A 26,934-nucleotide genomic window follows, 5' to 3' on the forward strand; every position below is an offset into this window, starting at 1 on the left:
CCGTACACCCGCTCAATGCGAACATGATTGCGCCCGCAACCGACGCTTTCCATCCGAAATGCACCATCTCGCCCCCGTTTTCGCCCTATCGGTGTTGACCGACATGATGCGCATCGGACGCACGCGGGTATGTGGAGAATTGTGGTCCGGGGGCTTCATCGGTTCGCCGTGATGCGTTTCCATGCCCGGGCGCTGCCCGTGCTACCCACCGTTGCTCACCCGAGACACCCGAGCCCCGCCAGCGTCGCCTCCACCGCCGTATCGAGCGGCGTCACCGGCTCGCGGCCGAGCACCGCGGTCACGCGCGCGTTGTCCATCCGGATCGGTTCGCGCCACAGGTAACGCATCTCGAGCAATTCGCGCAGTGTCGTGACGAACGGCGCGGCCGCCCACACGAGCCACCACGGGAAATCGCGCAGCGCCGGCCGCATGCCGTGCCGCTGCGCGACGCGTTGCACGGCCTGCGCCATCTGCAGGCCGTCTTCATCCCAATGCCCGCCCAGATGAAAGCGCGCGAACGGCTCCAGCATCTCGCGCCGCTCGATCAGCTCGACCATCACGCGCGCCACGTCCGGCACATACGACCATTGATGGCCGACGCCGCGGCCCGGCACGCTGATGGCCGCGACGGGCCGCCCCGGCTTGACCAACCCCTGCGAAAACCAGCTGTTGCCGAGCTGCGGCCCGAAAAAATCGCCGGCGCGCACGACGATCGCCCGCACGCCGTGCACACTGGCGTCCTGCAGCCGCCGCTCCAGTTCGACGCGGATCGCGCCCTTGCGGGTCGCCGGATGCTGCGGCGCGTCTTCCCGCAGCACCGGAAACGCATCGGCGCCGAAGTTGTAGACCGTGCCCGGCAGCACGACGGTCGCCTGCGCGGCCCGGGCCGCCGCGATCGTGTTGTCCATCATCGGCAGCACCTGCGTGGCCCAGTTCCGGTATCCGGGCGGGTTCACCGCATGCACGATCACGCTGCAGCCGCGTGCGGCGCGCACCACCGCGTCGCGATCCAGCGCGTCGCCGCGCACCCAGGCAATGCCGTCGCGCTCCGCGATTTCGGCATCGAGCCCGCGCTTGAGCGCGCGCACCTGCCAGCCCGCATCGCGCAACTGCCGCGCGACTTCCCCGCCAATCCCGCCGCCCGCGCCGAGCACGAGTGCCAGCCGTTGCGTCCTGCCTGCGTCCGTCGTCATTGCCGCCCTCCTTGAATGGAACCGTCACGACACGCATTCTGGCGCGCCGATCACCATCAAGGAATTGCTGAACCCAGCAGATCAGCTATACATTTATGCATGACCACCGATCTGAACTGGGAACGCTACCGCACCTTCCTCGCGGTGCTGACGGAAGGCTCGCTGTCCGGCGCAGCGCGGGCCCTCGGCATCACCCAGCCGACCGCCGGCCGCCATGTCGCGGCGCTCGAGGCCGCATTCGGCCAGACGCTGTTCACGCGCTCGCCGTCGGGCCTGCTGCCGACCGAAGCCGCGCTCGCGCTGCGCGGCCATGCGGAGGCGTTGCGCAGCGCGGCGGCCGCGTTCGAGCGCGCGGCGGCCAGCCACGGCGCCGGCGTGCGCGGCATCGTGCGGATCTCGGCCAGCGACGTGATCGCCGTCGAGGTGCTGCCGCCGATGCTCGCGCAATTGCGGCGCGACCATCCGGGGCTCGTGATCGAACTGGTGCCGACCGACCGCGTCCAGGACGTGCTCAAGCGCGAGGCCGACATCGCGGTCCGGATGGCGCCGCCTGCGCAGGACGCGCTCGTCGCGCGGCGCGTCGGCGCAATCGAGGTCGGGCTGTATGCGCGCGACGATTACCTGGCGCACCACGGCGCGCCGGCGACAACCGACGCGCTCGCGCATCACGCGCTGATCGGCTTCGATACGGTCACGCCGTTCATCCGCTCGGCGGGGCGCGGCATGCCGCTGTGGAAACGCGACGCGTTCGCGCTGCGCACCGACAGCAACCTCGCGCAGCTCGCGATGATCCGCGCCGGCTACGGGATCGGCTTCTGCCAGACGGCGCTCGCGAAACGCGACGCGCGGCTCGTGCGCGTGCTGCCGAACGGGCCCGCGATTCGGCTGGAAACCTGGGTCGTGATGCATGAGGACTTGCGGGCGAGCCCGCGCTGTCGGGCCGTGTTCGATGCGCTGGCCAACGGGCTGCGTGCGTATGCGGACGGCGAAGGCGCCGAGTAGAAAGCGGCGTGCGTGAATCCGCGGGCCACGCTATTCGTAGATTTTGCCGGCGAACAGGATGTCCGCGATGCGCCGCCACGGGTTGTCGGGCACATCGTAGAAACGCAGCCCTTCTTCCGACGCCTCCGCCCAGTCGATCATCGCTTCCAGGTACTCGCCGATCGACCGGTTTTCCCAGCCGAGCGCCGCGCGGGCGTACGGCGACAGCGGCGCGTCGGCCTCGAGTTGCCGCTCCGTGTGCCAGTCATGGCCGAGCACGCGCAGGAAGTGGATCAGCGAACGCTCGTCGACCACGCGCTCGAGCGCGTGCTGCAGCTTCGCGGCCATCTGGTTCTTCAGTTCGTCGTCGTTCATGCCTGTGGCCCCCTGGCGCGCCGCTCGGCGACGCGCCGCCGCGTGTCGCGCGGCATGGTTTTACATCAGCAGTTGACGCGACAGCACCTCGCGCGCCTGGGTGACGGTCTCGCGTTCGCCCGGCAGCGGCGGCGTCAGCGAAAACACCGCGTCGGGCAGCGGCGGCAGCCGGTATTTCGTGCCGAGCCGCATCAGGCCGTCGCCGATCGCCGACGCGCACAGGCAACCGACCCCGAGCCCCGCCGCGAGCATCGACTGCAACCCGGCGACGCCCGACGCGCTATGCACGAGCACGTACGGCGTGTGCTGCTCGTCGAGCGAGCGCACCGCGACCTGATGCATCATGCAGTCGTCCGGCAGCAACACCAGCGGCAGCGGCTCCGGCAACTGCTCGGCGAGCTTGGGCGACGCGACCCACGACAGCGGTTCGCGCCGCAGCACCCAGCGCGTGTCGGCCGACGCCGGCCGGAACGGCCCGCTCGACATGTTCATCACGACGCCGAGATCGATCTGCCCGCGTGCGTGCGCCGCCTCGATCTCCACGCTCTTCATCGCGCTCACGTGCAGGCTCAGTTGCGGATAGCACTCGCGCAGCCGCGCCAGCATGCCGGCCACTTCATTCGTCCGGTAATAGTCGGTGATCGCGACGCGCAGCTCGCCCTTGATCGCCTGTCCGCGCAGCTCGTCGAACGCGGCCTCGTTCAGCGCGACGATGCGCCGCGCGTGCTGCAGCAGCCGCGAGCCGGCGGGCGTCGGTTCGACGCCGCGCTTGCTGCGCACGAACAGCGGCACGCCGGCGCGCGATTCGAGCTTGCGCACCTGCTCACTGACCGTCGATTGCGACAGGTGCAGCAGCGGCGCGGCGGCCGTCAGGCTGCCGGCGTCCGCGACCGCCGCGAACGTGCGCAACTGGTCCAGATCGAAACCGCGCATCGTCATTCCTTATCCATCGATTAACCCGATGGATGCTACCACTCTTTCCCGCTTTTCCGAAACATGAGCGATCCCCAGAATACGGGGGCAACGGCCTACATCCGTCGATCGACTATCGGGCCCTCATTTTTTTGGATCCTGCTTTCATGACGAACAACACCCTCGCTCCCTGCGCGCCGGCCGGCGCGGCTGCCGCGGCGACGCCGCGCAGCCACCGCGGCTGGGCGCTCGTGGTGCTGCTGGTCGGCGCCATTCTGCCGCCGCTCGACTACTTCATCGTGAACCTCGCGCTGCCGGCCATTCGCGACGGCATCGGCGCGCGCCAGACCGAGCTGCAGCTCGTCGTGTCGGCCTATGCGTGCGCGAACGCGGTGGTCCAGATCACCGGCGGGCGTCTCGGCGACCTGTACGGACGCAAGCGCATGTTCATGATCGGCATGGCCGGCTTCGTGCTCGCGTCGACGCTGTGCGGGCTCGCCGGCAACGGCACGGTGCTGGTCGGCGGCCGCGTGCTGCAAGGCCTGTTCGCCGCGATCCTCGCGCCGCAGGTGCTCGCGACGATCCGCAGCGTGTTCAGCCCGCAGGAGCAAGTGCGCGTGATGGGCTTCTACGGGTTCGCGTTCGGCCTCGCGGCCGTGATCGGCCAACTCGGCGGCGGCGCGCTGATCAGCCTGCATCCGTTCGGGCTCGGCTGGCGCGCGATCTTCCTCGTCAATCTGCCGATCGGCATCCTGGCGCTGCTCGGCAGCTGGCGCTTCATCCCGGAAAACCGCCCGCCGCGCGGCCAGCGCATCGACGTGCCGGGCACGGTGCTGATGTCGCTGTTCCTGCTGATGCTCGTGTACCCGCTCACGCACGGTCGCGAAGCCGGCTGGCCGCTATGGATGATCGCGTGCGGGGTCGGCGCGCTGCCGATGCTCGGCGCGTTGCTGGCAGTGGAAGCGCGCCGGCTCGCGCGCGGCCACGATCCGCTGCTCGACGTGCGCCTGTTCCGCAACCCGGTCGTCGCGCTCGGGCTCCTGCTCGCGTTCCTGTTCTACACGCTGAGCGCGTTCTTCCTGAGCTACGGGATCTATCTGCAGGGCTGCCTGAACTGGTCGCCGCTCGCGTCCGGGTTCGCGATCCTGCCGCTCGGGCTCGGCTTCCTCGCGAGCCCGCTGCTGATGCCGCGCCTCGTCGCCCGGTTCGGCGGCTATCGCGTGCTCACGCTCGGCTTCGCGATGCTCGCGGCGGGCGTCGCGATCGCCGCCGCGCTCGCCCGCGACGGCGCGCCGGGCCCCGGCTTCTACGCGGGCATCGCGGCGATCGGCGTCGGGCAAGGGCTCGTGCTGCCGTCGGTCGTGCGGATCGTGCTCGCGGAAGTCGATGCGGCCCGCGCGGGGGTCGCGTCCGGGATGGTCAGCGCGATGCTGCAGATCGGCGCGGCCGTCGGCGCCGCGACGATCGGCGGCGTGTTCTTCGCGCGGCTCGGCGTGCATCCGGCCGCGCTCGATTACGTGCAGGGATTCAGGGCGTCGATGTTCACGCTGACGGTCGTGTTGCTGGCCTGCATCGCGCTGTCGATGGCGCTCGGCCCGCTGCATCGGCGGCTGCATGCGGATGCGTGACGCGCGACACGCGACGGAATCCGCACCGTCAGTGGAGGTGCGTGACACGGACACGGCGCATGCGCGGCGCGGCGTGACGGCTCGTCGGCCTCCGGTTCATCGGTGAGGCTCGCGCTGCGCCTGCCGCGCCTCCCATTCGGCCAGCTCGACGCGATAGCGCGCGAGCGCTTCGTCGTACAGGTCGAAGACGCACGGCGAGCAGCCGCTGTTGCAGCAGTCTTCCAGTTCGGGTTGGACAGGCGGGGTCGGACGGGGATCGTCGACGGACGGATCTCCGGAAACTTGGTTCGGCACGGCGTGGTCCGGTAAGGTGGAGTGGTCAGTATAGGGCGATCCGGGCCGCCGCCGCTTTCGGCAGGGCGGGCGGATCGACGATGAACGCGTCCATCATGGTGCGATCGTCGGGCGCCGCATGCCGCTGCGTTCGTCCTGTTTCCGTTCCATAGGAGCTGCGCGATGGCCGAAGCCGTGAATCCCCCGGAAGTCTGGGCGCCGTTCGGCGCGTTCTCGATGGCCATGATCCAGGGCGACGGCCGGATCGTGCATCTGAAGGGGCAGGTCGCGCTCGACCGCGACGGGCAGGTAGTCGGCGCCGGCGACATGCGCGCGCAGGTTCGCCAGACACTCGGCAACCTCCGCGACGTGCTGGCCGCACTGGGCGGGCAGATGCGCGACGTGATCTCGCTCGTCCATTACGCGACCGACATCGACGCATTCATGCAGGCCGGCGACATCCGCAACACGTACTTCGCCGCCCCCTATCCCGTGACGACGACCGTCCAGGTCGAGCGTCTCTACCATCCCGACCTGCTGATCGAGATCGCGGCCATCGCCGAGATTCCGCGGGCGCGGTTCCGTCGTCCCGAGACGGCTGCGTGAAACGCATCGGGCTCGCATGAAAGCGCGCGCCGGTCGCGGCATTCCCGGCCGGCGCGCGCACTTGCCTGCAGCCCGCCGGCTTACTTCGCCGGCGCGCCCGGCTTCATGGCCGTCGGCTTGTCGGCCAGCGGCTGCCACGCCGCGCCGAGCGAATACCAGTCGACGCGGCGCGTGAGCGTCATGATGCCGGCGAGAATCGCGAACAGCAGCAGCGAGCCGAGCATCAGCGCATTGTCCTCCGACAGCAGCAGCCCGTAGAGCGCCGCGTACAGCATCGCGAGCAGCGCGGTGAACGTCGCGCCGCGCTTCACGCTGTGCAGCACGAACGACAGGTAGAAGCCGAGCAGCCCGATGCAGGCGCCGCTCGCCGCGAGATACGCATAGCCGAACGCAATGTGTTCGGACAGGCTCAGCAGCAGCAGGAAGAACAGCGCGAGCGACAGGCCGACCAGCGTGTACTGGATCGGGTGAATGCGCAGCCGCTTCACGAGCTCGTACATGAAGAAGCTCGCGAACGTCAGCATCACGAACAGCGCACCGTATTTCGTCGCGCGCTCCGCCTGCAGATAGACGTTCACGGGTTCGATCACCGACACCGACGCCATCTCGATCCCGCCGTCGCCGTTGCCGTTGCCGGACGCCACCTGCTCGCGCGCCTTCGTGTTGAACGACGTCACGTGCCAGTTGCTGACGAAGCCGCGCGCGTCGATCGTGCGCTCGGCCGGCAGGAACTCGCCGCCGAAGCTCGGATGCGGCCACGTCGATTTCAGCGAGAAGTCGTTCTGGTCGCCCACCGGCGCGAACGCGACCGATTCCGCGCCGGCCAGCGGCAGGCCGATGCTGAACGGCACGACCGTCGCCCCGGCGTTTGCCTCCGCCAGCGCCGCGAGATCGACGTTCGCATGCACGCCCTGGCGCAGGCTCTTGAGCCGCGTGCCCTGCTCAACGTCGATCCGCTTGCCGCCGATGCGCAGGTCGGGCTGCGCCTTCAGCCCGCGCAAGTCGCCGATGCCGAGCGCGACGACCGCGCTGTCGATCTTGAAGCTCACGTGGCCGTCGGCCTGCGGCAGCTTCTTCAGGTCCGGCAGCGGCAGCGTGCCCGTCATCCGGCTGTCGAGCCCGTACACGAGCGCCTTGTGGATGCCGCGATAGCGCGTGCTGACCGACAGCGTGCCGTCGACGTTCAGCGTCTTCGGGAACACGAGCAGCCGTTTCGCCTCGCTTTTCAGGACGGTTTTCGCCTTGCCGCCGGCCCGCACGTCGTCGCTCGCGCGCGTGACTTCCGTGTAATGGACGACGAGCACCGGCCCCGTCACCGTCTGCGGCCCCGCATAGCTCGCCCAGATGCTCTGCAGCGCGCTCTGCCGATAGTCGGCGCGTTCCCGCACGATGCTCTGGACCATCTGCAGCGGGATCAGGATCGCCAGCGCGAGCAACGCGGTGATCATGGACTTGAACAACAGGACTCGATTCATTGCTGGGAGGTACCGGAGTGGAAGGTACGGTCAGCATGAGCGGCCCCGGTGAAGGGCGATTGAAGCCGGCGTGAAGCGAATGTGTGGCGGGCGTGAAGCGCGGTCAGCCCGCCGACGGCAGCGTGAGCGTCGCGCACGCGCCGCCTTCCGCGCGGTTCGCGAGCGCGACCTGGCCGCGGTGCAGCATCGCGACTTCGCGGACGAAACACAGCCCGAGGCCCGTGCTGCGATCCTGCCCGTCGGGGCGCGGCAGCGAATAGAAGCGTTCGAACACGCGCGAGAGCGCATAGTCGGGCACGCCGGGGCCGTCGTCGGCGACGCGCACGACCGCGACGTGCGCCCTGCCCGCCGGCTGCCGTTCGAGCGCGATCCGGATCGTGCTGCCCCGCGGCGCGAAATCCAGCGCGTTGTCGAGCAGGTTGCCGAGCGCCTGCCGCAGCAGGAACGGATCGCCGTCGACGACCGCCGGCTCGGCTGCGTCGTTCGCATCGATCCGCAGGCTCACGCCGCGCTGCCGCGCGCGCGGCTCGATATCGTCGACGAGCTGTTCGAGCACCGGCCGCAGCGCGACCGGCTCATGCACCGACAGGCGCTGCTTCTGCTCGACCTCGGCCAGCGCGAGCAGCTTGCGGATCATCTGTTCGAGGCGGCCGGCCTGGCGGCGGATGTTCTCGGTGAAGCGCCGGCGGTTCGCGACCGGCATGTCTTCCTGCAACAGCTCGGCCGCGCCGCTGATCGCGGCCAGCGGGCTCTTCATCTCGTGCGTGAGCGTGTGGATGTAGGTTTCGACGTACTGCCGGTCCTCCAGCCGCTGATGCATGCTTTCCACCGCGCGCCCGAGCTCGGCCAGCTCGTTCGCGCCCTGCAGCGGCATCGACGCGCGCTCGCCGGCCGCGATCGCGCGCGCATAGCGCTGCAGGCGCCGCAGCCCGAGCACCAGCCACCACGTGCACGCGGCGCCGATCAGGATCGCGCCGCCCATCAGCAACGCGCCGTACAACATGATCTTGCGCTGGCTGCGCGCGATGAACGGCGCGACCGTCTGGTTCGGTTTCGCGATCGTCAGCACGCCGATGATCTCGTCGCCGCGCCGGATCGGCGCAGCGACGTGCATCACGGTACTGCTGTCGTCGTTCGGATCGCTGCGCGTGCTGCGCGCGCCGTATTCGCCGCGCAGCGTCCGGTACACGTCGTTCCAGCGCGAATAATCCTGCCCGACCGCGCTGCCGGACGAGTCGTAGCGGACGATGCCGTGCGCGTCGGTGATGTAGAGGCGGTAGCCGATCGCGTTCTTCTGGATGCCCCACACGTTCGCGCTGACCGGCCGCTCGTGCAATTTCCCGAGTTGCCGCGCGAAGGCGCCGTCGGCGATATGGCCGTTCGCCATGTCGTCGGCGGCCAGCGTCGCCAGCACCTGCGCGGTGTCGACGAGCGTGTCCTCCATCGCTTCGCGCACGCCGGGCTTCACCTCCTGCACGAACACGCGCAGCGTGATCAGCGCGGCCAGACCGACGATCAGGAAAAAACCGAAGAAGATGCGCAGGCCGATATGCATGGGTGGTGCCGGTCGTTACGGTTGCAGCGAATAACCCATCCCGCGATGCGTGCGGATCGGGTCGCGCTCGGGATCGATCGCGCGCAGCTTGGCGCGCAGCGTCTTGATGTGCGTGTCGACCGTGCGGTCGGCCGAATCGAGCGCCTCGTGCCAGACGAGATCCATCAACTGTTCGCGCGAGTAGATGCGCCCCGGATGCCGGACCAGCAGCGCCAGCAGCCCGAATTCGTAGCGCGTGAGGTCCAGCGCGTGGCCGAGCCACGACACGCGCGCGCCGTCGGTGTCGAGCGTGAAGCCGGACGCGACCGGTGCCGGCGCATCGGCCGGCGCGGTTGCGGGTGTCGGTTCCGGCGCGGCCGTCCGATGGAAGCGGCGCAGGATCACGCGCACCCGCGCCGCCAGCTCGCGCGGCGAAAACGGCTTGACGACGTAGTCGTCAGCGCCGATCTCGAGCCCGACGATCCGGTCGATCTCGTCGTGCCGCGCGGTCAGGAAGATCACCGGAACATCGGTGAACGTGCGCAGCCGCCGGCATACCTCGAAGCCGCTGAGGTCCGGCAGGCCGACGTCGAGCACCACGAGGTCGACACGCGTGCCGCGCAGGCGGTCGAGCGCCGCCTGCCCGAGCGTGCAGTGGACGGTCTGCATGCCGTCGGTGCCGAGGGCGTAGACGATCGTATCCGCGATCGCCTGTTCGTCTTCGACGATCAGGATGGTGGGCTGAGTCATGGGTTCGGGGCGCGCAATCCGGTGCGACATTGTACGCACGCCCGGACCCGACGAGCCCGCCCTCGGCGCACTACGCCACGCGGCCGCTCACCGGAATCGACGCACCGGTGATCGCCTGCGCGTCGGCCGACAGCAGGAAGCCGATCGTCGCGGCGAGCTGTTCGGGCCGGACCCAGCGCGAGAAGTCGGCGTCGGGCATGTCCTTGCGGTTCGGCGGCGTGTCGATGATGCTCGGCAACAGCGCGTTCACGGTCACGCCGCGATCGAGCAACTCGGCCGCCAACGCCTCGGTGAGCCGCGCGACGCCGGCCTTCGCGGCCGCATACGCGCCCATCCCCGCGCCGGCCTTGAACGCCGCGCCCGCGCCGATGTTGACGATGCGGCCGGCCTGGCTCGCGATCAGGTACGGCAGCGCGGCCTTCGACGCGTTCAGCGCCGTCTTCACGTTCAGTTCGTACATGCGATCCCACGTGGCGGCATCGCCGTCGGCGATCGTCTGCCACACGAATGCGCCGGCGATGTTCAAGAGCGCGTCGACCCGGCCGAATTCGCGGTTGACCGTTTCGAGCGCCTGCGCGGCGGCCTGCGGGTCGACGAGATCGATGCCGCCGATGCGCAGCGCATCGGCCGGCACGCCGGGCAGCGCCTGCGCCGCCGGGGCCGCGCCGCGGCCGATCAGCGCGACGCGCGCGCCGCGCGCGCCGAGCCACGCGGCCGTCGCGACGCCCAGATGACCGAAGCCGCCGGTGATCGCGACTGCCTTGCCGTTCAGGTCGTGTTCCATCGATGTGTTCTCCTGGATCGAGGGTGATGGGATGAAATGCCGACAGCGTAGCGCCGTTCACGCGTTCGTGCGAACGGGATGACGGTGGGCAGCGCAGTTCCGCTGTCGTTTCGCCGTGGTTATCGGGCGCCAAGCGCGGTTGGCGGCATCGCGAGATGGATCGCGATCCATGCGGCGCGGAGCGCCGCGACGTCGCGGGCGCGGCTCGACGAGCGCGCGGTCGCACGGCCGGGCATAATGCGCGATGCCCGCCAGGCGTGGCGCGCGGCACGACAGTCGGACCAGCGTGGCCCGCCCGACGGCCTGCGCCACTGCGGACGCGCATCCCGAACCTCAACCCGTCCATCCCATGCAAGTACTCGTCATCGGAACCGGCAAGCTCGCCAACGAGTTGCTCGGCTCGCACCAGCTCGACCCGGCCACCTGTCGCGTGATGCCGTGGTCGGACGCCACGCGAACCGACGCCCGGTCGATCGTCGTCCATGCCGGTTCCGGCCGCGAACTCGCCGCGGCGATCGCGTTCTGCCAGGCCACCGCATCGCCGCTCGTCGAGTTGTCGACCGGCTCCGACCTCGAAACCGGGACATACGGCTTTCCGGTCGTGCTGTGTCCGAACACGAACATCCTGATGCTCAAGTTCATGAGCATGCTGGAAACCAGCGGCCACCTGTTCCGCGACTGCGACATCAGCGTGACCGAGTCGCATCAGGCCGGCAAGACGTCCGTCCCCGGCACGGCCGTCGGCATCGCCGAGTCGCTCGGCGTGCGGCCGGCAGACATTCGCTCCGTACGCGACCCGACCGTGCAGCGCGGCGAATTCGGTATCCGCGACGATCAGCTCGGCCGCCATGCGCTTCACCGGATACGCATCGACGACGGCGCATGCAGCCTGCAGTTCGAATCGCGCGTGTCCGGCGATACGCCCTATGCGGATGGCGTATCGCGCATCGTCGAGGCAGTCCGCCGGCACGATCTCGAGCATCGTCGCTATTCGATCGTCGAGTTCATCCGCAACGGCTGGCTGTAGTCGCGGCGGGCGCGTGTAGCGCGGCCCTCCATGGCGTGGGTCGCACGCCTACGCCGACACGGCCTCGACGCTTCCCCCCTCGCGGGCCTACCGCTACCCGTCCGCCAGCACCGCCCCGCTTTCCGGCAACGTCGCTCCGCCGTCGACGACGATCGTCTGCCCGGTGATGTACGCCGCGTCGGCCGACGCGAGAAACAGCATCGCGTTCGCGATGTCCTCCGGCTCGCCCATTCGTGCCAGCGGAATGTCGCGTGCGATCTGCGCCGCGACCGACGCGTCGCCGAGATTGCCGGCCGCCGGCGTGCGGATCATCCCCGGCTCGACGCCGTTGACCGTCACGTGGCGGCGCGCCAGTTCCAGCGCCGCTGCCCGAATGAAGCCGTTCACGCCGGCCTTCGACGCCGCGTAATGCGCGAGCCCCGGATAGACGACGCGCGGCCCGGTCACCGACGACGTGACGAGCAGCCGCCCGGCCCCCGCGCGCTCGAATGCCGGCAACGCAGCCTGCGCGAGCCAGAACAGTGCCGACAGGTTGACCGACAGCGTCCGGTCGAGCGTCGGCGCGTCGATCTGCTCGAACGGCGTCAGCGGAAAATACGCGGCATTGTGGACGACGACATCGAGCCGGCCGCCGTCGCGCTCGACTGCCGCCACGAGCGCATCCAGTTCGTCCCGGCTCGCGGCGTCGACCTGATACGCGCGTGCATCGCCGCCCGCGCTGACCAGCGCCTCGGCCTGCGCGGCGGCTGCTTCGCGGTTCAGGTCGGCCACCGCGACGAATGCGTCGGATTCCGCGAAACGGCGCGCGATCGCCGCGCCGATCCCTTGCGCAGCACCCGTGACGAGCACGACGCGTCCGCCGAAATCCGCACGCAGGCGGCCGCTGCCCAGCACGGCAGTCATCGTTGCGCCTCGCCGCCGAGCGGATGCACGGTTTCGTTCAGCACCTGCGCATAAGCGCCGATCTGGAAATTCGACAGCGTGCCGAAATCGCCGCCCTGGTAGCCGAAGATCTTGCCGTCGGTCTTGCGCTGCGCGAGGTCGATCAGCACGACGCCGAGCGTCGGCACCACCTTTTCGCGCCACACGAACAGATACAGCTCATCGGCCATCTTGAAGTAATGACAGCGGTCGACGTCGGCCAGCCCGCCTTCCACGCCCTGCAGGCACTGCCACGCGTAGAAGTTCTCGTTCAGGTAGATATGCTCGTAGCATTCGGTCGGGCTGTAGCGGTACATCGTCCGCTTGCCGATCAGCTCGCGCGTGGGCGCATGCAGCGGGCCCGGCCGGGCGTGGCCGCCGAGCGTGCCGTGCCGGAATTGCGCGTCGACGGCCGTCAGCGGCAGCCCGCGCGCGACGCGCGTGAACGCATCGATGCGCGTGTCGGCTTCCGTCGGCAGCGTACCGACGACCGACGTCCACACGCCGTTGTCGAGATCGATCACGAGGCTGACCGACGTCGCGCGGGCAGTGGTATCGATGTAGTCGACGAAGTACAGACCGTCGCGCAGCCGCGTCACGCGGCACGGCGCGCGGCCGCCCGTATCGGTCGCCGCATCGCGCCACTGCAACGCGCCCGGCTCGAACGTATGGACGCGCCATGCGCCCGATGCGTCTTCGAGCGCCAGCGTCCGCCCGACGAGCGCGTCGACGGGCGCGAGGGTGTTCGCCTCCGGCGCGAAGCCGTCCGCGAGCGCGCCCACCTGAATGAATACCGGATCCTGTCGTTCCACCTGCCGTCTCCCGCGCAGCTTCAGGCCCGGCGGGCCGTGTACGCTGCCGATGTGCACATGGTGCGGGCTGCGCGCGCCGCGCGGTATCCGCCAAAAGGATGAAGGGCGCACGGCGCCGGAACGCGCTAAAGTGCACGTGATCCGCGCCGCGACCGGCGCGAGGAGCGCACATGCACCGTGTCACCCACTACCGACGCACCGGCGAAGGCATCGAGGCGATCAGCCTCGAATCCGATCGCGCGTTTCCGCGCCACGCGCACGACGAATTCGGGGTCGGCGTGATCGTCAGCGGTGCGCACCGGTCGTGGAGCGGCCGCGGGCAAGTCGACGCGCTGGCCGGCGACGCGATCATGGTCAACCCGGGCGAAATGCACGACGGCTCGCCGCTCGAGGCCGGCACCGGCCGTCGCTGGCGGATGCTGTACCTCGCGCCGGCGCTGGTCGCGGGCGTCGCGGCGGAAGAAGGCCTCGGCGGCGTCGAGCTTGCGCACCCGGCCGTGCGCGACGCGCGGCTCGCGGCCGCCGTCGGCCGGCTGCATGCACGCATCGTCGCAGGCGAAACCCAGCCGCTCGCTCGCGACGAAGCGCTCGTGATGCTCGTCGCAGGGTTGCTCGCCCGGCACGCCAACCGCACGCTGCCGGCGGCCGGTGTCGCGCCGGCGGTCCGCGTCGCCCGGGAGCGGCTCGACGCAGCGCCGGCCGTACCCGTATCGCTCGCCGAGCTGGCGGACCTGAGCGGCGTGAGCCGCTTCCAGTTGCTGCGCGGCTTTGCGCGCGAGCTCGGCATCACGCCGCACGCCTATCTGGTTCAGTCGCGCACGCGGCTGGCGCGCGCGTTGCTGGCCGGCGGCCTGCCGATCGCCGAGGCCGCGGCCGAGGCCGGCTTCGCCGATCAGAGCCACCTGACGCGCGCGTTCGCGCGCCAGTTCGGGATCACGCCGGGGCGGTTCACGCAGGCGGGTCAATAGCGCTGTCGGTGCGCGGACCGCCGCGCGCATTGCATTCGACGGCGGTTGCCACCTCGACGTCAGCCGTGACCTCTTGCGTCGGTGCATGTCGACGGCGCAGCACATTCGACGCCCGCCCCGCTGCAATTTCGTTCAAGACGCCCCCCACCGCCGTACGCGACGATGCGGCGCATGAAGACACGACTGATCGGCTATCTCTATCTCGCCGCCGCGATGGCGGGCGTCGGCAGCACCGTCATCGCGAGCCGTCTCGCGGCCGGCGGCCTGCCGCCGTTCGCGGCCACCGCGCTGCGTTTCCTGATCGCGACGCCGCTGCTGTTCGCGCTGATGCGTGCGCAGCGCATGCGCTGGCCGCGCATTGCCGCACGCGACGCCGTGCTGCTCGTCATCCAGGCCGCGGCGGGCGGCGTCGGCTATACGGTGCTGCTGATCAGCGGCACGAAACTGTCGTCGCCGCTCGATGCCGGCGTGATGCTCGGCACGCTGCCGGCCATGTCGACGCTGATCGCGGCCGTCGTGCTGCGCGAGCGGCAGACGCCGCGCGACTGGCTGGCCGCCGCGCTCGCCACGGCCGGCGTGCTGTTCGTCACGTTCGCGCCGGGCCACGCGATGCCGTCGCTCCGGACGCTTGCCGGCGATGCGCTGGTGCTGGCGGCCGTCGCCTGCGAAGCGGTCTTCATCCTGCTCAACCGGCGGCTTGCCGCGCCGTTGCCGCCGCTGGCGCTTTCCACCGCGATGTCGGGCCTCGGCTTCGTGCTCGCACTCGTGCCGGCCGCGTTCGAATGGCGCGCGGTGGCGAGCGGCTGGACCGTCGGCGCCGTGTCGGCGATCGTCTACTACGCGTTGATTCCGACCGTGCTCGGCTACCTGTGCTGGTATGCGGGCTCGGCGCGCACGAGCGGCACCGAGGCCGCCCTGTTCACGGCGGTCGCGCCGGTTTCGGCCGTGCTGTTCGCGGTCGCGTTGTTCGGCGAAACGCTGACCGGCACGCGTGTCGCGGGCATCGCGCTCGTCGTCGCCGGCATGCTCGTCGGCGCGACGCGGCGGCGCGAGCCGCCCGTCGAATCACCCGCCACGCTCGCCGCGCGGACCGCCACCGATTGATTCGCGTTCCTTGGTCCCGCCGAAAACGATGGCGGCGCCTTCCCGTCGCACCGCCTTCGAACGCCGCCTTCCGGCCATGCAGCCAACGACTGTAGGAATGTGTCCGCGCCCCGCAAAACCGTTGCGCACGACTGCGCAAGATGCAATATTCGCGTGGCCGGACCCTTTGACAACCATCGAACAACAATCCGCTAGGCCAAGCAATGAACAGGAAGGAAGCCAAAACAAGAATCGCGGTGCTGCTGTCCGCGGGAACGAGGAAGGCCGACGCACTGGCCGAGCTGTCCGGACAGGGGCTCAAGGATCGCGTGCTCGCGCATCTGATCGCGTCGCACCCGGACCCCGAACGCTGCCGCAAGAACAAGGTGCACACCCGGATCCTGATCGCGCTCGGCATCGCGCAGCTGGTCATCAGCCTGATGCTCGCGTACTACTTCTTCGCGTCCGGCGCCGGCGGCGTGCTGGTCACCGTGTTCCTCGCGTTGACCGTGCCGCTGTCGCTGCTGTTCATCTGGGGTTTTGCGACCCATCGTGTCGGCGCGTATCACGCGTTCATTCTGCTGTCGCTGCTGCAGGTACCGAAGACCGTCGCGGATCTCGGGCGCGATCCGTCGGCCGCGCTGCCGAGCCTTGCGATCACGGTCGTGCTGGTCGGCTACGTATGGTTCGTCCGCAACCGGGTGTTCCCCGACTACGGCTGGTTCACGCCGCGCAAGGTCGACGGCCGCTACGCATTCGTCGAGCGCACCTGACGCCGCCGGCGTCGACTCGGGCGCAAAAAAGGCGCCGCGCCTCCCCGCAACCGCGGGAAGGCCGGCGCCTTCTGCATGCCGGAACCGGTCGGCTTACTTGGCCTTTTCAGCCGAATCGCTGATCGCCTGGCCGCCCTTCGAAATGTCCTGGCCCACGCCGGCGACCGTATTGCACCCGGCGAGCGCCGCGGTCACCACCAGCAGCATTGCAGCAATCGTACGCGTCATTCTCATTCTCCTTCGAATCAACATGCCCGATCGGGCGAATCGTGTGCGGCTGGCGCCCGGCACGCTGCCGGACACGGGGCCTGACCTGATTATACGGAGACGCACGCCGCGCGCCAGTACGGCCCCGCCGAGTGTCATGCGCGCCACACCCCGCTTGCACGCAGATTTTTCTTGACTTCATTGCGCCAGGAACTAATATACGCATCGCGTATATTTTCCGCCCAGGAGCCGCCGATGACCGTTCCCCAGCAAGCCTTCCTCCGCGACGCGATGCGCCGCCTCAACATGACCCGCGAGGCGTTCGCGAATCGCATCGGCGTCAGCCGGCGCGCGCTGGATACCTGGCTACTTCCCGACGATTCGCAGGAATCGCGCGGGATGCCCGAGATCGTCGAGCGCTTCGTGTCGGAGATCGTCGAGCGCTCGGCGCCGGATGGCGAGAACTATACGCAAAGCGTAGACAAACAAGGGCTCGCGAAGCAGTTCCTGTTCGAAGGCAAGCCGCAATTGATCTCGGTCGACCAGTTCTCGCGGGATTCGGTCGAGGCGCTGTTCCGCGTGGCCGACGTCATGCAGCCGATCGCGCGACGCCACAAGATTTCGCGCGTGCTCGAAGGCGCCGTGCTCGGCAACCTGTTCTTCGAGGCCAGCACGCGTACACGCGTGTCGTTCGGCGCGGCCTTCTGCCGGCTCGGCGGCTCGGTGTGCGACACGACGGGCTTCACGTTCTCGTCGATGGCCAAGGGCGAATCGATCTACGACACGAGCCGCGTGATGGCCGGCTACGTCGACGCGCTCGTGATCCGCCATCCCGAAAAAGGCTCGGTGGCCGAATTCGCGCGCGCGACCAACCTGCCGGTGATCAACGGCGGCGACGGCCCCGGCGAGCACCCGAGCCAGGCGCTGCTCGACCTCTATACGATCCAGCGCGAGTTCTCGCGGCTCGGCAAGATCGTCGACGGCGCGCACATCGCGCTGGTCGGCGACCTGAAGTACGGCCGCACCGTGCACTCGCTCGTCAAGCTGCTCGCGCTGTACCGCGGGCTGAAGTTCACGCTCGTATCGCCGCCGACGCTCGAGATGCCGGCGTACATCGTCGACCAGATCGCGACGAACGGCCATGTGGTCGAGCAGACGACCGACCTCGCGGCCGGGCTGCGCGGCGCGGATGTCGTCTACGCGACGCGAATTCAGAAGGAGCGTTTCACCGACGAGTCGTTCGAAGGCTACACGCCGGATTTCCAGATCAATCAGGCGCTCGTCGACTCGGTATGCAAGCCGGACACGCTGATCATGCACCCGCTGCCGCGCGACAGCCGGCCCGGCGCGAACGACCTGTCGGTCGACCTGAACCGCGACCCGCGTCTCGCGATCTTCCGGCAGACCGACAACGGCATTCCGGTGCGGATGGCGATCTTCGCGGTGCTGCTCGGTGTCGAAAATCTCGTCCAGCATTCGATGCGCGACGCGACGTGGCGTCCGCCGGCGTACCTCGGCCCGGAAGACGCGGTGTTTCACGGGATCGATTGACGCCACTGCGAAACGCTCGCGCCCTGCCGCCGTTGCGTCAGGGAACGAGCCTGATGGTTCGATTCAAAACGCGCCGCCACGCACGGCGCGTTTTGCATTTCGGCACGCCAAAAGAACCGGCGATCGCGAACCGGACGGCCCATGGATCGATGATGCGCAGCCCCAACGCCTGGAACGGCGCGACGTCGCGTGTGGCCACGATCGAGCCGTTTGCCTCGGCCGTCGCGGCGATGTAGCCATCGGCGACCGCGATCGCGTTGCCCGCGGCACGCGTCCGCGCGCAAAGGCTCGCACGCCCTGCTCGCCGCGTCGTCGAACGGCAGGATCCGACCGCGAAACAGCGGCAGCACACGCTGCCCGATACTCTGCTGCAGCCAATCCCGCCTGCGCCCTTCCGGCAATGCAGCCACGCCGAACCGCAATTCCGCGAGACCGATCGCCGCGAGATACAGCGTCTCGACGTTCTGCGCATCGAGCCACTCGATCACCGCCGCGTTCGGCTCACGCCGCAGCGGTTCGGGCATGACGTTCGTATCGACAGGGATCATTCAAAGCTCATCGGACCGGTTGGCATCTCGTCGCACAGCACGCCGATATCGACATCGCCCGCTTCCCGCCCGATTTCCGCGAGCAGCGTTCCGAGCTCGAGCCGCCCGCCCGGCAGAACGGCCCGCTCCAGGATGTCGCGCACCTCGGCCTCCGTACTGCGCCCGTGTCGGGCCGCGCGGATCCGAAGCGCGCGGTGCACTTCATCGGGCAAATTTCGAACGGTGATCACCGCATGACGCGCCCCTACTATCACTTTGCTGTCATGGCGAGCGTCGCGACACAGCCAATCCAATCCGACCTGCCGGTCCGTCATATCCGGCCATTCGGCCATGCTTGCGCCTCCTGGGTCGCCTCGCGACCACCCCGTCACATTCGTCAACAATTCCCCCACAAACGCGAACAAGAACGCTTCTCATTTAACAGGAAATTACATAGAATGCCGCCTGAAAACAAATCGTAATAATTCCCGCCGGCGTGCACATTTCCGCAGCGCACTGCCCCGGGGCCACACCGCGAGGTCGAAGCGCACCATGAAGTCCCGTCCCGACGAGCTGAAGCTCGGCAAGTTCACCACCCTCTGCAGCGTGCTCGCCGCCAGCCCCGCGTTCGCCGACGGCACGCCGCCCGCGGCGCCCGCCAGCACCGAAGGCCATCTCGCGCCGATCGAGATCCAGGGCAAGACCGAGCACAGCTACAAGGCCGACTTTTCCGCTTCCGCGAAATTCACCGCGCCGCTCGTCGACACGCCGAAATCCGTCACCGTGATCCCGCAGGAACTGATCCAGAGCAGCGGCGCGGCGACGCTGACCGAAGCGCTGCGCACCGTGCCCGGCATCACGTTCGGCGCCGGCGAAGGCGGCAACCCGCTCGGCGACCGTCCGTTCATCCGCGGCTACGACACGCAGGGCAGCATGTTCGTCGACGGCATGCGCGACACCGGCGCCACCACGCGCGAGATCTTCAACACCGAGCGCGTCGAGATCACCAAGGGTTCCGACGGCGCGTACGGCGGCCGCGGCGGCGCCGGCGGCAGCATCAACCTGATCACGAAGGCCCCGCATCTCGGCACGACGGCCGCCGCGAGCGCGGGCCTCGGCACCGACCGCTATCGCCGCTTCACCGCCGACGGCAACTGGCAGTTCGCCGATCACGCCGCGTTCCGCCTGAACCTGATGAGCCACAACAACGACGTCGCCGGCCGCGACGCCGTCAACAACGAGCGCTGGGGCGTCGCGCCGTCGATCGCGTTCGGCCTCGGCACGTCGACGCGCGTGACCGCGAGCTACTACCACCTGCAAACGGACGACATGCCCGACGGCGGCATCCCGTACTTCTACACGACGTCGAACAAGCCCGCGAACGTCGACACGATCTATCCGGCGCCCGTCGATCGCCACAACTTCTACGGCCTGATCGACCGCGACTTCCGCAAGACCACGTCGGACATCAGCACGATCAAGATCGAGCACGACATCACGCCGAACCTCACGGTGCGCAACACCACGCGCTACACGGAATCGACGCAGGACTACATCTGGACGCAGCCGGACGACAGCCAGGGCAACGTGGTGAACGGCAAGGTCTGGCGCCGCAACAACAACCGCAACAGCTCGATCAACAGCCTCGCGAACCTGACCGAGCTGTTCGGCGAATTCCGCACGGGCCCGTTCAAGCACAGCTTCACGACCGGCATCGAACTGTCGCGCGAATGGGGCAAGCGCGATTCGTACACGGTCGCGACAGACAAGGGCACGATCTGCCAGAAAGGCATCGGCGCGCCGTCGGGCTACAACTGCACGAGCCTGTGGTCGCCGAACCCGAACGATCCGTGGGCCGGCTCGATCACGCGCAACAACGACTATGCGCATGCGCGCACCACGACGAAGTCGATCTACGGCTTCGACACGATCGAGATCACGCCGCGCTGGCAGGTCAACGCCGGCGTGCGCGTCGACGACTACTCGACCCGCTTCACCGATACCAAGGCGAATGGCGGCAAGACGTACACGCGCGACGACACGCTCTTCAACTGGCAGGCAGGCCTCGTGTTCAAGCCCGCGCAGAACGGCAGCATCTATGCGTCGTATGCGACGTCGTCGACGCCTGCCGGCATGCTGCTCGGCGAAGGCAGCGAAACGCAGTCGCTCACGCCGGGCCGCGGCGGCGTCGGCCCGAACGCCGATCAGCTTTCGCCGGAAAAGAACCGCAGCATCGAACTCGGCACGAAGTGGAACGTGCTGAACGACAAGCTGTCGCTGACGGCCGCGCTGTTCCAGATCGACACGACGAACGCACGCGTGACGCTGCCGAACAACCAGTACGCGATGGTCGGCAACAAACGCGTGCAGGGTCTCGAGCTCGGCCTCGCCGGCCAGATCACGAAGCAGTGGCAGGTGTTCGGCGGCTACACGTACATGAAGAGCGAACTGCGCGACAACGGCAAGGACACCGCGAACAACGGCAACCGCTTCCCGAATACGCCGAAGCACAGCCTCACGATGTGGTCGAACTACGACGTCACGCCGAAATTCACGGTCGGCGGCGGCGCGTTCTACATGTCGGAAGTGTTCGGCGATCCCGCGAACCTGCGCGCCGTACCGTCGTACTGGCGCTTCGACGCGATGGCGCAGTACCGGATCAACAAGAAGCTCGACCTGCAGCTGAACGTGAACAACCTGTTCAACCGCACCTACTTCGATCAGGCGTATCCGGCGCACTATGCGTCGATCGCGCCGGGCCGTTCGGCGTTCGTCACGCTGAACGCGCGCTACTGATCGATGGAGGCCGTATCGCTGAAGGCGCTCGCGTCGGTATCGCCGCGCGAGTTCGCCGACATCCTGGCCGGGCCGCCGGAGCGCGCCGCCGCGTGGGTCGCGGCGGCGGCCGAGCACGGCATCGTCGATGCGCAGGCCGTCTACGGGCAATACCTGCTCGACGGGCACGGCGTCGCACGCGATCCGGCCGCCGCGTTCAACTGGTTCCGGCACGCGGCGCGAGCCGGCCACCCGATGGCGATGAACATGCTCGGACGCTGCTACGAGTTCGGCTGGGGCACGGCCGCCTGCGCGCCGGTCGCCGTGTACTGGTACCGGCTGGCCGCGCAGGCGGGCCTCGACTGGGGCATGTACAACTACGCGACCGCACTCGCTCTCGGCAACGGCGTCGACGAGAACCGCACCGACGCGCTCGACTGGTTCCGCCGCGCGGCCGCGCTCGGCCATGCGAAATCGATCAACCTGATCGGCGGTTTCTACGAGGACGGATGGGTCGTCGCGGTCGACACCGACGCCGCGTTCGACCACTATCGCCGCGCGGCCGTCGCCGGCGACTTCCGCGGCCAGTTCAACTATGCGCGGCTGCTCGCCGAACGCGGGCGCGTCGACGAGGCGCTCGTCTGGCTCGCGCGGGTGCCGGCCACCGCGACCCCCGCGTTCATCGCGAAAATGCGCGCGTATCTCGTGTCGTCGCCGCTCGATGCTTTTCGTTCGGCGGCCATGCAACTCGCGCCGCACGCAATGGAATCCGCATCATGATGCTTCACATCCCCGGCGTACTGACCCAAGCGCAAGTCGCGCAATGCCGCGAACTGCTCGATGCCGCCGAATGGGTCGACGGCAACGCAACGTCCGGCGCGCAGTCGGCGCTCGCGAAACGCAACAGGCAATTGCCGGAAGGCTCGCCGGTCGCACGCACCGTTGGCGACGCGATCCAGGATGCGCTCGCGCGCCATCCGCTGTTCTTTTCGGCGGCGCTGCCGCTCAAGGTGTTTCCGCCGCTGTTCAATCGTTATGAAGGCGGCGAAACGTTCGGCACGCACGTCGACAACGCGATCCGGCTGCTGCGCGGCACGGATTTCCGCGTGCGCAGCGATCTGTCGGCGACGCTGTTCCTCGAGAAACCCGATGCGTACGACGGCGGCGAGCTGTGCGTCGAGGACACGTATGGCGTGCATCGCGCGAAGCTGCCGGCAGGCGACCTCGTGCTGTATCCGGCGTCGAGCCTGCATCATGTGACGCCGGTCACGCGCGGCGAGCGCGTGGCGTCGTTCTTCTGGATTCAGAGCATGGTGCGCGACGACGGCGATCGCACGCTGCTGTTTCAGCTCGATACGCAGATTCAGGCGCTTTCCGCGGAAAAAGGGGCGAGGGATCCGATGGTCATTTCGCTCACCGGGATTTATCACAACCTGTTGAGGAAGTGGGCGGATGCGTGAAGGGCATCCGCCATCCGAGTCAGAAACCCAAGTCGCTGCGATTACTTCTTTGGCGTCTCCGGCTTGTCCGGCGTTGCGATATACCCGCTGTAGCCCTTCTCATACGTCCTGGCGCCACTGCGCTCATAGCTGATGATCTGATCTTTGGGCACGACGAAGCGAACACATACGAGCGACGCGACTACTTTCTCGTCAGGCAGGGCGGGCCCGCCTTTCTTTGCGTGCTCCTTCGCACTATTTATTGCGTCAATCAGTCTGGCCGCCAAAAGATCGTCACATCCGGCTGCCGGTTTGCGGGGGACAGGCGCCCCGGTAAACGGCATGACGTCGTCGCCCGTTACCAGAGTTTGAACAGCAAACGGCACGACGGTGGCAGACGACTTGCCGGCACGCGCCGTCGACGAATGGAGGTCCGCGTGCAGCATCAGTTCGAGTTGCACCGACGAGCCCAGGCGATTGACGATATTCACATGCGTCAGCGTAATCGCATCGTCCTTCCCCTTGTCGCAATGAACGCCATACGGCACCAGCGTCGCGCATTGCTGGCCCGAAAGCACAAGGTTGTCCGCGTGCAGATACCCGAGCCCGAAATTCCTGACGACGAGTTTTGGGAAAAATAGAGGGTTTCCGCTGAACTGCGGCACCAGCACCAACATGAGGAACGCGGACATGCATACCAGTCCCAAGGGTTTCCAGTCTCGGCCCAGACTGAATACTCCACAGTTGAGCAGGCAGATCAGCAGGATCGCGTTGGCAAGCGTCACTGTCTCACCGTCCGGGCGCCCTTGGTCGACGATCAAACAGACGAAAATCAATACGATGCTCGCCCCGCCGGCAAACATCCCCGTGATTAGCAACTTCACGCCAATCAACGGCCATCCCGTTGACGCCGTGGCCCCACCGCCGTGCCATGACCGCCGCCCGGCGGCAAGTATCCAGATCCCCGCCCAGATAACACCGACAACGGTAGCGGCACCCAACATGACCCGCTGCGTCAGGCTCGCATCCGGCGACGCAAGTGACACCAGCGTCGCCCGAATCAGCCAAGGCATGAGTGCGGCGCACAGCCAGTTCATTGCCTGTTGCCCATGCAACCCGTAGCGCAGTCTGCGGACCGACATCCGTAGCGCGGTGACGGACAGGATCACGCAAACCATAACGGTGCCATATTCCGCCACCCCATGTCCGACAAACCGAAACACTGCAACGATCCATTCCCCGCCCGGGATGCCCGTCAGCCACGTGTGCAGCCAGGCCGCCCCTGCCCTGAACCATTGCCCAATATCCGGCAATGCATCGCGAATATTGTCGGAAACGTAGATGATCGGATGAGCGTCGGGATCCGGCGGGGGCACCACCGTTCCGTGCATCCGACGCCGGACGAGAAAGGTTGCGACATTGACGAGAACCGAAAACAGGAACAACGACCAAAGTGTGCGATGAACAAGGCGGCGGCGCAGTCCCGGCGCTTGCCAATCGAACAGGATCAGGCCGAACATCGCGACATACGCGGCAACATACGTCGTCGATACGAGCACCATCATCGCGGGGTCTTGCCATCTGGAAAACGGAGAAAATCCAGCCGCGGCCGACAGCACATCCAGCCAGATCATGCCGGTCAACAACGAAACGAGAACAATGAATTTTCCTCGAACGAGTTGCTCCCGCGTCGCGGCGCGAACGGCGACGATCGTGCCCGGTACGGTCGATGCGGGCGAGTGAGGATAGAAGTGGTTCAGAACGGCGCGCGCCGCCAGCCCGGCCAGGATGCAATACCAACCGATCAGCGGCACCAGCATCAGCTCCAGTGCGAACGATGCAATCAGCGTCCCGGTCAACTCGCTCAGCGTGAAGTCCGGTAGCTGGTCGACGCCGTTCGCATAGAACAGCAGAGGCAGCGCCCCGCATGACAGCACCAGCCACGAAAGCGTGACGATTGGATTTTTCCGGCCGAATGCGACCAGTCGCGTCAAGAATTGTTGTTGTGTCATGTTCGAATAGCGTGTGACGAGTCTCATTCGGGCCCGCTTGCTCTCCCAAGCGGGCCTGCCCGAACGGCCGCACGATTGTACCGAATCGGTGAAGCGACCCCGCCGGCGCCGCAATAGGCTCTGCCCCACGCTCACTACTTGTGCAGAGCCACACGCTCGCCGTACATTGACTCCCTTCACTTCACATGACCGCATTCATTCCGTGATGTCGCACGCTACCGTTTCGAAATCCGAATTCAGCGCTCGCGCACTCGAACACCTTCGACTCGTCGAGACATCGGGCCAAAAGCTCGTCGTCACCGACCATGGCCGTCCGGTACTCGAAATCCACCCGTATCGTTCACACGAGTCGTGACCATTGGACATATTGCACGCGTCGGTCATGCACTACGATCATCCGGCAGATCCGGTTGAAGAAGAGGGGTGGGAATTGCCTCGTTGACCGGGCAGCCAGTATCGATGCGATGAGCAAAGCCGCGTGGATGCACCCGTAGCTCGAACCGCCGCGCATCTTCCGCCCGACTCTGGCATATTGCCGATTCGTCTGACCAAAACGACCGCGGCCGCCGCACTCGACATCGGCCAGCGGCCCACAACCGTCCTCGCGCCATTTACCCGCTACCGTGATACCGCTCTCCGATCCCGCCATCCGCTCGATCGCCCTGCAAGAGTCACACGAAGGGTTCGTCGATCTCGCAGGCTTCCATGACCGCATCGCCGTCGATCTCGACCGCCGCGATATCGAAAGCAGGAGCCCGCATTTCCTGAAAGTGCGTCGCGGCGTGGCGGAACGGCTGATCGCCGCCGCGCACGCGTTGCCCGCCGGCCTGCGCCTGTACGTCAAGGAAGGCTACCGTCCGCTGGCCCTGCAGCGCCGGTACTTCACCGAGCATCTCGCGCATCTGCGCCGGACGCTGAACCCGCTGCCGGACGAAGACACCCTGATCGCCCTGACCAGCCACTACGTCGCACCGCCGGAAGTCGCCGCCCATCCGACGGGCGCCGCCATCGACCTCACGCTGATCTCGGCGGAAGGCATCGAGATCGACATGGGCACCATCATGAACGCCACCGACCAGGAATCGTCCGGCGCGTGCTACATGCACAACGCGTTCATCAGCCGCGCGGCTGCACGAAACCGCCAGATCCTGATCGACGCGCTGACCCACGCCGGCTTCACGAATTACCCGTCCGAATGGTGGCATTGGTCGTTCGGCGACCGCTATTGGGCCGTCATGCAGAACGAATCGCACGCAATTTACGGTCCCGTCGAGGAAAGCATGCTCGACGAAGCATCGCGATGACGGTTTTCCCGATCCGGCATACGTGACTCGGTAACATCCTCACTTGCCGATCCTCGTGTGCTCCCGCACAATCGCAGCACCTGCCTCACTCCCCCCGCGCCGATGTCCTATGCGTCACTCGCCACCGGCGTCCTGCTCGCCGGCGGCCTTGGTCAACGCTTCGACCCGAGCGGCCTGCACAGCAAGCTGCTCGCCCGGCTTCCCGACGGCACGCCGGTGGCGGTCGCCGCCGCGCGCCGTCTCGCGGCCGCCACCGCCGACGTGATCGCCGTCGTGCGTCCCGGCGCCGAAAAGCTTGCGATTCTGCTGAATGAAGCCGGCTGTCAGGTCGTCTATGCCCCCGATGCGTTGCGCGGGATGGGCGCCAGCCTCGCGGCCGGCGTCCGCACCACGCCCGATTCGAACGGCTGGCTCGTCGCGCTCGGCGACATGCCGTGGATCGCCGCTTCCACCTACGAAACCGTCACCCGCGCGCTCGAAGCCGACAACGCGTCGATCGTCGCGCCCGCGCATCGCGGCGTGCGCGGCCATCCGGTCGGCTTCGCCGCGCACCATTTCGATGCGCTCGCCGCCCTCGACGGCGACACGGGCGCCCGTGCGCTGTTCGCCAGCGTGCCGGTGACCCTGCTCGATGTCGACGATCCCGGCATCCTGCGCGACGTCGATACGCCGGCGGATTTGCGCTGACTTCGATGGTGCGGTTCTGCACGATCCCGCACGAACACCGTCAATGGACGAATTTCGCCGACGATCGTCCACCGGTCGCAAGAATCGCGCTGCAAACACGCGCCCGATTGGCTATAACGGAGACGAGGCGCATCCGCCGCGCCACCGCCGTCACGCACCGCGCGAGTTCTCCATGAGCGATCACACGACCCCGACGCCCGAGCCACCGGCCGACCCGAACCGCGATCCGGAAGACGATCCGTTCGCGTCGCCGCCCGGTCATCACGACAATCCGCAGCAACCGGACGGGCCGCCGAGCAAGGACCCGGTCTAGCCGCGCGCCGGCCGCGCCGCGACT

Annotated in this window: 27 protein-coding genes and 2 pseudogenes; 15 read left to right on the forward strand and 14 right to left on the reverse strand. The window is 67.8% G+C overall.

All coding sequences use genetic code 11. The features are described 5' to 3' along the window. Nucleotides 1-215: 215 nt before the first annotated feature. On the reverse strand, nucleotides 216-1,193 hold the full coding sequence (locus KU887_RS21590) for an NAD-dependent epimerase/dehydratase family protein (protein ID WP_258257957.1): 978 nt from the start codon (nucleotides 1,191-1,193) through the stop codon (nucleotides 216-218). Between the two features lie 99 nt (nucleotides 1,194-1,292). Between KU887_RS21590 and KU887_RS21595 the strand changes: the two genes are divergently transcribed. Continuing rightward, nucleotides 1,293-2,195 carry a LysR family transcriptional regulator gene (locus KU887_RS21595; RefSeq protein WP_006492639.1) on the forward strand — a complete coding sequence of 301 codons (903 nt, stop codon included), beginning with the start codon at nucleotides 1,293-1,295 and terminating at the stop codon, nucleotides 2,193-2,195. Between the two features lie 30 nt (nucleotides 2,196-2,225). On the opposite strand, the gene KU887_RS21600 is transcribed toward KU887_RS21595, so the two are convergent. Further along, nucleotides 2,226-2,549, reverse strand: a complete 324-nt coding sequence (locus KU887_RS21600; protein ID WP_006496845.1) for a hypothetical protein — start codon at nucleotides 2,547-2,549, stop codon at nucleotides 2,226-2,228. Nucleotides 2,550-2,609: 60 nt separating this feature from the next. After that, the gene (locus tag KU887_RS21605; protein WP_034203325.1) at nucleotides 2,610-3,482 is read right to left on the reverse strand and encodes a LysR family transcriptional regulator; all 873 of its coding nucleotides are present in this window, start codon (nucleotides 3,480-3,482) and stop codon (nucleotides 2,610-2,612) included. A 146-nt stretch (nucleotides 3,483-3,628) separates the two neighbouring features. Here KU887_RS21605 and KU887_RS21610 point away from each other — a divergent pair, with 146 nt between their 5' ends. Continuing rightward, nucleotides 3,629-5,089: an MFS transporter gene (locus KU887_RS21610; RefSeq protein WP_006496843.1), complete on the forward strand. Its 1,461-nt coding sequence runs from the start codon at nucleotides 3,629-3,631 to the stop codon at nucleotides 5,087-5,089. Nucleotides 5,090-5,185: 96 nt separating this feature from the next. Here the strand turns inward: KU887_RS21610 and KU887_RS21615 are convergent, their stop codons facing one another. Then, on the reverse strand, nucleotides 5,186-5,383 hold the full coding sequence (locus KU887_RS21615) for an oxidoreductase-like domain-containing protein (protein WP_006492647.1): 198 nt from the start codon (nucleotides 5,381-5,383) through the stop codon (nucleotides 5,186-5,188). Between the two features lie 162 nt (nucleotides 5,384-5,545). Between KU887_RS21615 and KU887_RS21620 the strand changes: the two genes are divergently transcribed. Further along, complete coding sequence (locus KU887_RS21620) at nucleotides 5,546-5,968, forward strand: RidA family protein (RefSeq protein ID WP_058903285.1); 423 nt, start codon at nucleotides 5,546-5,548, stop codon at nucleotides 5,966-5,968. An 80-nt stretch (nucleotides 5,969-6,048) separates the two neighbouring features. On the opposite strand, the gene creD is transcribed toward KU887_RS21620, so the two are convergent. From creD to KU887_RS21640, 4 genes are all read right to left on the reverse strand, one after another. Then, complete coding sequence (gene creD, locus KU887_RS21625; protein WP_258257965.1) at nucleotides 6,049-7,443, reverse strand: cell envelope integrity protein CreD; 1,395 nt, start codon at nucleotides 7,441-7,443, stop codon at nucleotides 6,049-6,051. A 103-nt stretch (nucleotides 7,444-7,546) separates the two neighbouring features. Beyond that, nucleotides 7,547-8,998, reverse strand: coding sequence for a two-component system sensor histidine kinase CreC (gene creC / locus KU887_RS21630; RefSeq protein WP_006485670.1), 1,452 nt, complete (start codon nucleotides 8,996-8,998; stop codon nucleotides 7,547-7,549). 15 nt (nucleotides 8,999-9,013) lie between these two features. Further along, nucleotides 9,014-9,727 carry a two-component system response regulator CreB gene (gene creB / locus KU887_RS21635; protein WP_034202136.1) on the reverse strand — a complete coding sequence of 238 codons (714 nt, stop codon included), beginning with the start codon at nucleotides 9,725-9,727 and terminating at the stop codon, nucleotides 9,014-9,016. Between the two features lie 70 nt (nucleotides 9,728-9,797). Then, a complete protein-coding gene (locus tag KU887_RS21640; protein WP_012493456.1) occupies nucleotides 9,798-10,511 on the reverse strand; it encodes an SDR family NAD(P)-dependent oxidoreductase in 714 nt (237 codons plus the stop codon). Between the two features lie 349 nt (nucleotides 10,512-10,860). Here KU887_RS21640 and KU887_RS21645 point away from each other — a divergent pair, with 349 nt between their 5' ends. Beyond that, a complete protein-coding gene (locus tag KU887_RS21645) occupies nucleotides 10,861-11,538 on the forward strand; it encodes a dihydrodipicolinate reductase C-terminal domain-containing protein (RefSeq protein ID WP_258257975.1) in 678 nt (225 codons plus the stop codon). A gap of 93 nt (nucleotides 11,539-11,631) precedes the next feature. Here the strand turns inward: KU887_RS21645 and KU887_RS21650 are convergent, their stop codons facing one another. Both KU887_RS21650 and KU887_RS21655 read right to left on the reverse strand, forming a co-directional pair. Next, nucleotides 11,632-12,441, reverse strand: coding sequence for an SDR family oxidoreductase (locus KU887_RS21650; protein WP_062910376.1), 810 nt, complete (start codon nucleotides 12,439-12,441; stop codon nucleotides 11,632-11,634). Next, nucleotides 12,438-13,271 (reverse strand): molybdenum cofactor biosynthesis F family protein, encoded by an 834-nt coding sequence (locus tag KU887_RS21655; RefSeq protein ID WP_006493836.1) that lies wholly within the window; start codon nucleotides 13,269-13,271, stop codon nucleotides 12,438-12,440. Before KU887_RS21655 ends, KU887_RS21650 begins: the two co-directional genes overlap by 4 nt. A 170-nt stretch (nucleotides 13,272-13,441) precedes the next feature. Here KU887_RS21655 and KU887_RS21660 point away from each other — a divergent pair, with 170 nt between their 5' ends. The 3 genes from KU887_RS21660 (at nucleotide 13,442) to KU887_RS21670 (ending at nucleotide 16,095) form a co-directional block, all read left to right on the forward strand. Beyond that, nucleotides 13,442-14,239 (forward strand): AraC family transcriptional regulator, encoded by a 798-nt coding sequence (locus KU887_RS21660; RefSeq protein ID WP_062910375.1) that lies wholly within the window; start codon nucleotides 13,442-13,444, stop codon nucleotides 14,237-14,239. A 171-nt stretch (nucleotides 14,240-14,410) separates the two neighbouring features. Further along, nucleotides 14,411-15,343, forward strand: a complete 933-nt coding sequence (locus KU887_RS21665) for a DMT family transporter (RefSeq protein WP_080322496.1) — start codon at nucleotides 14,411-14,413, stop codon at nucleotides 15,341-15,343. Between the two features lie 203 nt (nucleotides 15,344-15,546). After that, nucleotides 15,547-16,095 carry a permease gene (locus KU887_RS21670; protein WP_258257977.1) on the forward strand — a complete coding sequence of 183 codons (549 nt, stop codon included), beginning with the start codon at nucleotides 15,547-15,549 and terminating at the stop codon, nucleotides 16,093-16,095. A 93-nt stretch (nucleotides 16,096-16,188) separates the two neighbouring features. Here the strand turns inward: KU887_RS21670 and KU887_RS21675 are convergent, their stop codons facing one another. Then, the gene (locus tag KU887_RS21675; protein WP_006485835.1) at nucleotides 16,189-16,323 is read right to left on the reverse strand and encodes an entericidin A/B family lipoprotein; all 135 of its coding nucleotides are present in this window, start codon (nucleotides 16,321-16,323) and stop codon (nucleotides 16,189-16,191) included. Between the two features lie 234 nt (nucleotides 16,324-16,557). On the opposite strand from KU887_RS21675, the gene KU887_RS21680 reads away from it, so the two are divergent. Beyond that, complete coding sequence (locus KU887_RS21680) at nucleotides 16,558-17,853, forward strand: aspartate carbamoyltransferase (protein ID WP_006485851.1); 1,296 nt, start codon at nucleotides 16,558-16,560, stop codon at nucleotides 17,851-17,853. A 136-nt stretch (nucleotides 17,854-17,989) separates the two neighbouring features. Here KU887_RS21680 and KU887_RS21685 read toward each other — a convergent pair. Together KU887_RS21685 and KU887_RS21690 are read right to left on the reverse strand one after the other, a co-directional pair. Beyond that, nucleotides 17,990-18,401: pseudogene (locus KU887_RS21685) on the reverse strand (type II toxin-antitoxin system VapC family toxin); the annotation flags it as partial. Next, on the reverse strand, nucleotides 18,398-18,631 hold the full coding sequence (locus tag KU887_RS21690) for a plasmid stability protein (RefSeq protein WP_212157716.1): 234 nt from the start codon (nucleotides 18,629-18,631) through the stop codon (nucleotides 18,398-18,400). The pseudogene KU887_RS21685 and the gene KU887_RS21690, both read right to left, overlap by 4 nt. 301 nt (nucleotides 18,632-18,932) lie before the next feature. Between KU887_RS21690 and KU887_RS21695 the strand changes: the two genes are divergently transcribed. Genes KU887_RS21695 through KU887_RS21705 form a run of 3 tightly spaced genes read left to right on the forward strand, consistent with a single transcriptional unit; the run spans nucleotide 18,933 to nucleotide 22,615 of the window. Then, on the forward strand, nucleotides 18,933-21,176 hold the full coding sequence (locus tag KU887_RS21695) for a TonB-dependent siderophore receptor (protein ID WP_058903292.1): 2,244 nt from the start codon (nucleotides 18,933-18,935) through the stop codon (nucleotides 21,174-21,176). 3 nt (nucleotides 21,177-21,179) lie between these two features. Then, entirely contained in the window at nucleotides 21,180-21,935 is a 756-nt protein-coding gene (locus KU887_RS21700; RefSeq protein ID WP_006485843.1) for a tetratricopeptide repeat protein, read from the forward strand. After that, complete coding sequence (locus tag KU887_RS21705) at nucleotides 21,932-22,615, forward strand: Fe2+-dependent dioxygenase (RefSeq protein WP_077189302.1); 684 nt, start codon at nucleotides 21,932-21,934, stop codon at nucleotides 22,613-22,615. Before KU887_RS21700 ends, KU887_RS21705 begins: the two co-directional genes overlap by 4 nt. A gap of 41 nt (nucleotides 22,616-22,656) precedes the next feature. Here the strand turns inward: KU887_RS21705 and KU887_RS21710 are convergent, their stop codons facing one another. Continuing rightward, on the reverse strand, nucleotides 22,657-24,606 hold the full coding sequence (locus tag KU887_RS21710; RefSeq protein WP_060210864.1) for a hypothetical protein: 1,950 nt from the start codon (nucleotides 24,604-24,606) through the stop codon (nucleotides 22,657-22,659). A gap of 202 nt (nucleotides 24,607-24,808) precedes the next feature. Here KU887_RS21710 and KU887_RS21715 point away from each other — a divergent pair. The 4 genes and pseudogenes from KU887_RS21715 (at nucleotide 24,809) to KU887_RS21730 (ending at nucleotide 26,910) form a co-directional block, all read left to right on the forward strand. Beyond that, nucleotides 24,809-25,048 (forward strand): annotated as a pseudogene (locus KU887_RS21715) (type II toxin-antitoxin system Phd/YefM family antitoxin). 181 nt (nucleotides 25,049-25,229) lie between these two features. Beyond that, nucleotides 25,230-25,910 carry a M15 family metallopeptidase gene (locus KU887_RS21720; protein ID WP_212260856.1) on the forward strand — a complete coding sequence of 227 codons (681 nt, stop codon included), beginning with the start codon at nucleotides 25,230-25,232 and terminating at the stop codon, nucleotides 25,908-25,910. Between the two features lie 102 nt (nucleotides 25,911-26,012). Next, nucleotides 26,013-26,597 (forward strand): NTP transferase domain-containing protein, encoded by a 585-nt coding sequence (locus KU887_RS21725; protein WP_006485855.1) that lies wholly within the window; start codon nucleotides 26,013-26,015, stop codon nucleotides 26,595-26,597. A 172-nt stretch (nucleotides 26,598-26,769) separates the two neighbouring features. Continuing rightward, complete coding sequence (locus KU887_RS21730) at nucleotides 26,770-26,910, forward strand: hypothetical protein (protein ID WP_162838543.1); 141 nt, start codon at nucleotides 26,770-26,772, stop codon at nucleotides 26,908-26,910. Nucleotides 26,911-26,934 lie beyond the last annotated feature (24 nt).

It is taken from the genome of Burkholderia sp. EMB26 (assembly GCF_024730645.1).
Lineage (GTDB): Bacteria > Pseudomonadota > Gammaproteobacteria > Burkholderiales > Burkholderiaceae > Burkholderia > Burkholderia cenocepacia.

Coding starts and splice junctions, on each gene's coding strand:
- KU887_RS21590 (WP_258257957.1), bottom strand. CDS start 1,193: ATGACGACGGACGCAGGCAGGACGCAACGGCTGGCACTCGTGCTCGGC.
- KU887_RS21595 (WP_006492639.1), top strand. CDS start 1,293: ATGACCACCGATCTGAACTGGGAACGCTACCGCACCTTCCTCGCGGTG.
- KU887_RS21600 (WP_006496845.1), bottom strand. CDS start 2,549: ATGAACGACGACGAACTGAAGAACCAGATGGCCGCGAAGCTGCAGCAC.
- KU887_RS21605 (WP_034203325.1), bottom strand. CDS start 3,482: ATGCGCGGTTTCGATCTGGACCAGTTGCGCACGTTCGCGGCGGTCGCG.
- KU887_RS21610 (WP_006496843.1), top strand. CDS start 3,629: ATGACGAACAACACCCTCGCTCCCTGCGCGCCGGCCGGCGCGGCTGCC.
- KU887_RS21620 (WP_058903285.1), top strand. CDS start 5,546: ATGGCCGAAGCCGTGAATCCCCCGGAAGTCTGGGCGCCGTTCGGCGCG.
- creD (WP_258257965.1), bottom strand. CDS start 7,443: ATGAATCGAGTCCTGTTGTTCAAGTCCATGATCACCGCGTTGCTCGCG.
- creC (WP_006485670.1), bottom strand. CDS start 8,998: ATGCATATCGGCCTGCGCATCTTCTTCGGTTTTTTCCTGATCGTCGGT.
- creB (WP_034202136.1), bottom strand. CDS start 9,727: ATGACTCAGCCCACCATCCTGATCGTCGAAGACGAACAGGCGATCGCG.
- KU887_RS21640 (WP_012493456.1), bottom strand. CDS start 10,511: ATGGAACACGACCTGAACGGCAAGGCAGTCGCGATCACCGGCGGCTTC.
- KU887_RS21645 (WP_258257975.1), top strand. CDS start 10,861: ATGCAAGTACTCGTCATCGGAACCGGCAAGCTCGCCAACGAGTTGCTC.
- KU887_RS21650 (WP_062910376.1), bottom strand. CDS start 12,441: ATGACTGCCGTGCTGGGCAGCGGCCGCCTGCGTGCGGATTTCGGCGGA.
- KU887_RS21660 (WP_062910375.1), top strand. CDS start 13,442: ATGCACCGTGTCACCCACTACCGACGCACCGGCGAAGGCATCGAGGCG.
- KU887_RS21665 (WP_080322496.1), top strand. CDS start 14,411: ATGAAGACACGACTGATCGGCTATCTCTATCTCGCCGCCGCGATGGCG.
- KU887_RS21670 (WP_258257977.1), top strand. CDS start 15,547: ATGAACAGGAAGGAAGCCAAAACAAGAATCGCGGTGCTGCTGTCCGCG.
- KU887_RS21675 (WP_006485835.1), bottom strand. CDS start 16,323: ATGACGCGTACGATTGCTGCAATGCTGCTGGTGGTGACCGCGGCGCTC.
- KU887_RS21680 (WP_006485851.1), top strand. CDS start 16,558: ATGACCGTTCCCCAGCAAGCCTTCCTCCGCGACGCGATGCGCCGCCTC.
- KU887_RS21695 (WP_058903292.1), top strand. CDS start 18,933: ATGAAGTCCCGTCCCGACGAGCTGAAGCTCGGCAAGTTCACCACCCTC.
- KU887_RS21700 (WP_006485843.1), top strand. CDS start 21,180: ATGGAGGCCGTATCGCTGAAGGCGCTCGCGTCGGTATCGCCGCGCGAG.
- KU887_RS21705 (WP_077189302.1), top strand. CDS start 21,932: ATGATGCTTCACATCCCCGGCGTACTGACCCAAGCGCAAGTCGCGCAA.
- KU887_RS21710 (WP_060210864.1), bottom strand. CDS start 24,606: ATGACACAACAACAATTCTTGACGCGACTGGTCGCATTCGGCCGGAAA.
- KU887_RS21725 (WP_006485855.1), top strand. CDS start 26,013: ATGTCCTATGCGTCACTCGCCACCGGCGTCCTGCTCGCCGGCGGCCTT.
- KU887_RS21730 (WP_162838543.1), top strand. CDS start 26,770: ATGAGCGATCACACGACCCCGACGCCCGAGCCACCGGCCGACCCGAAC.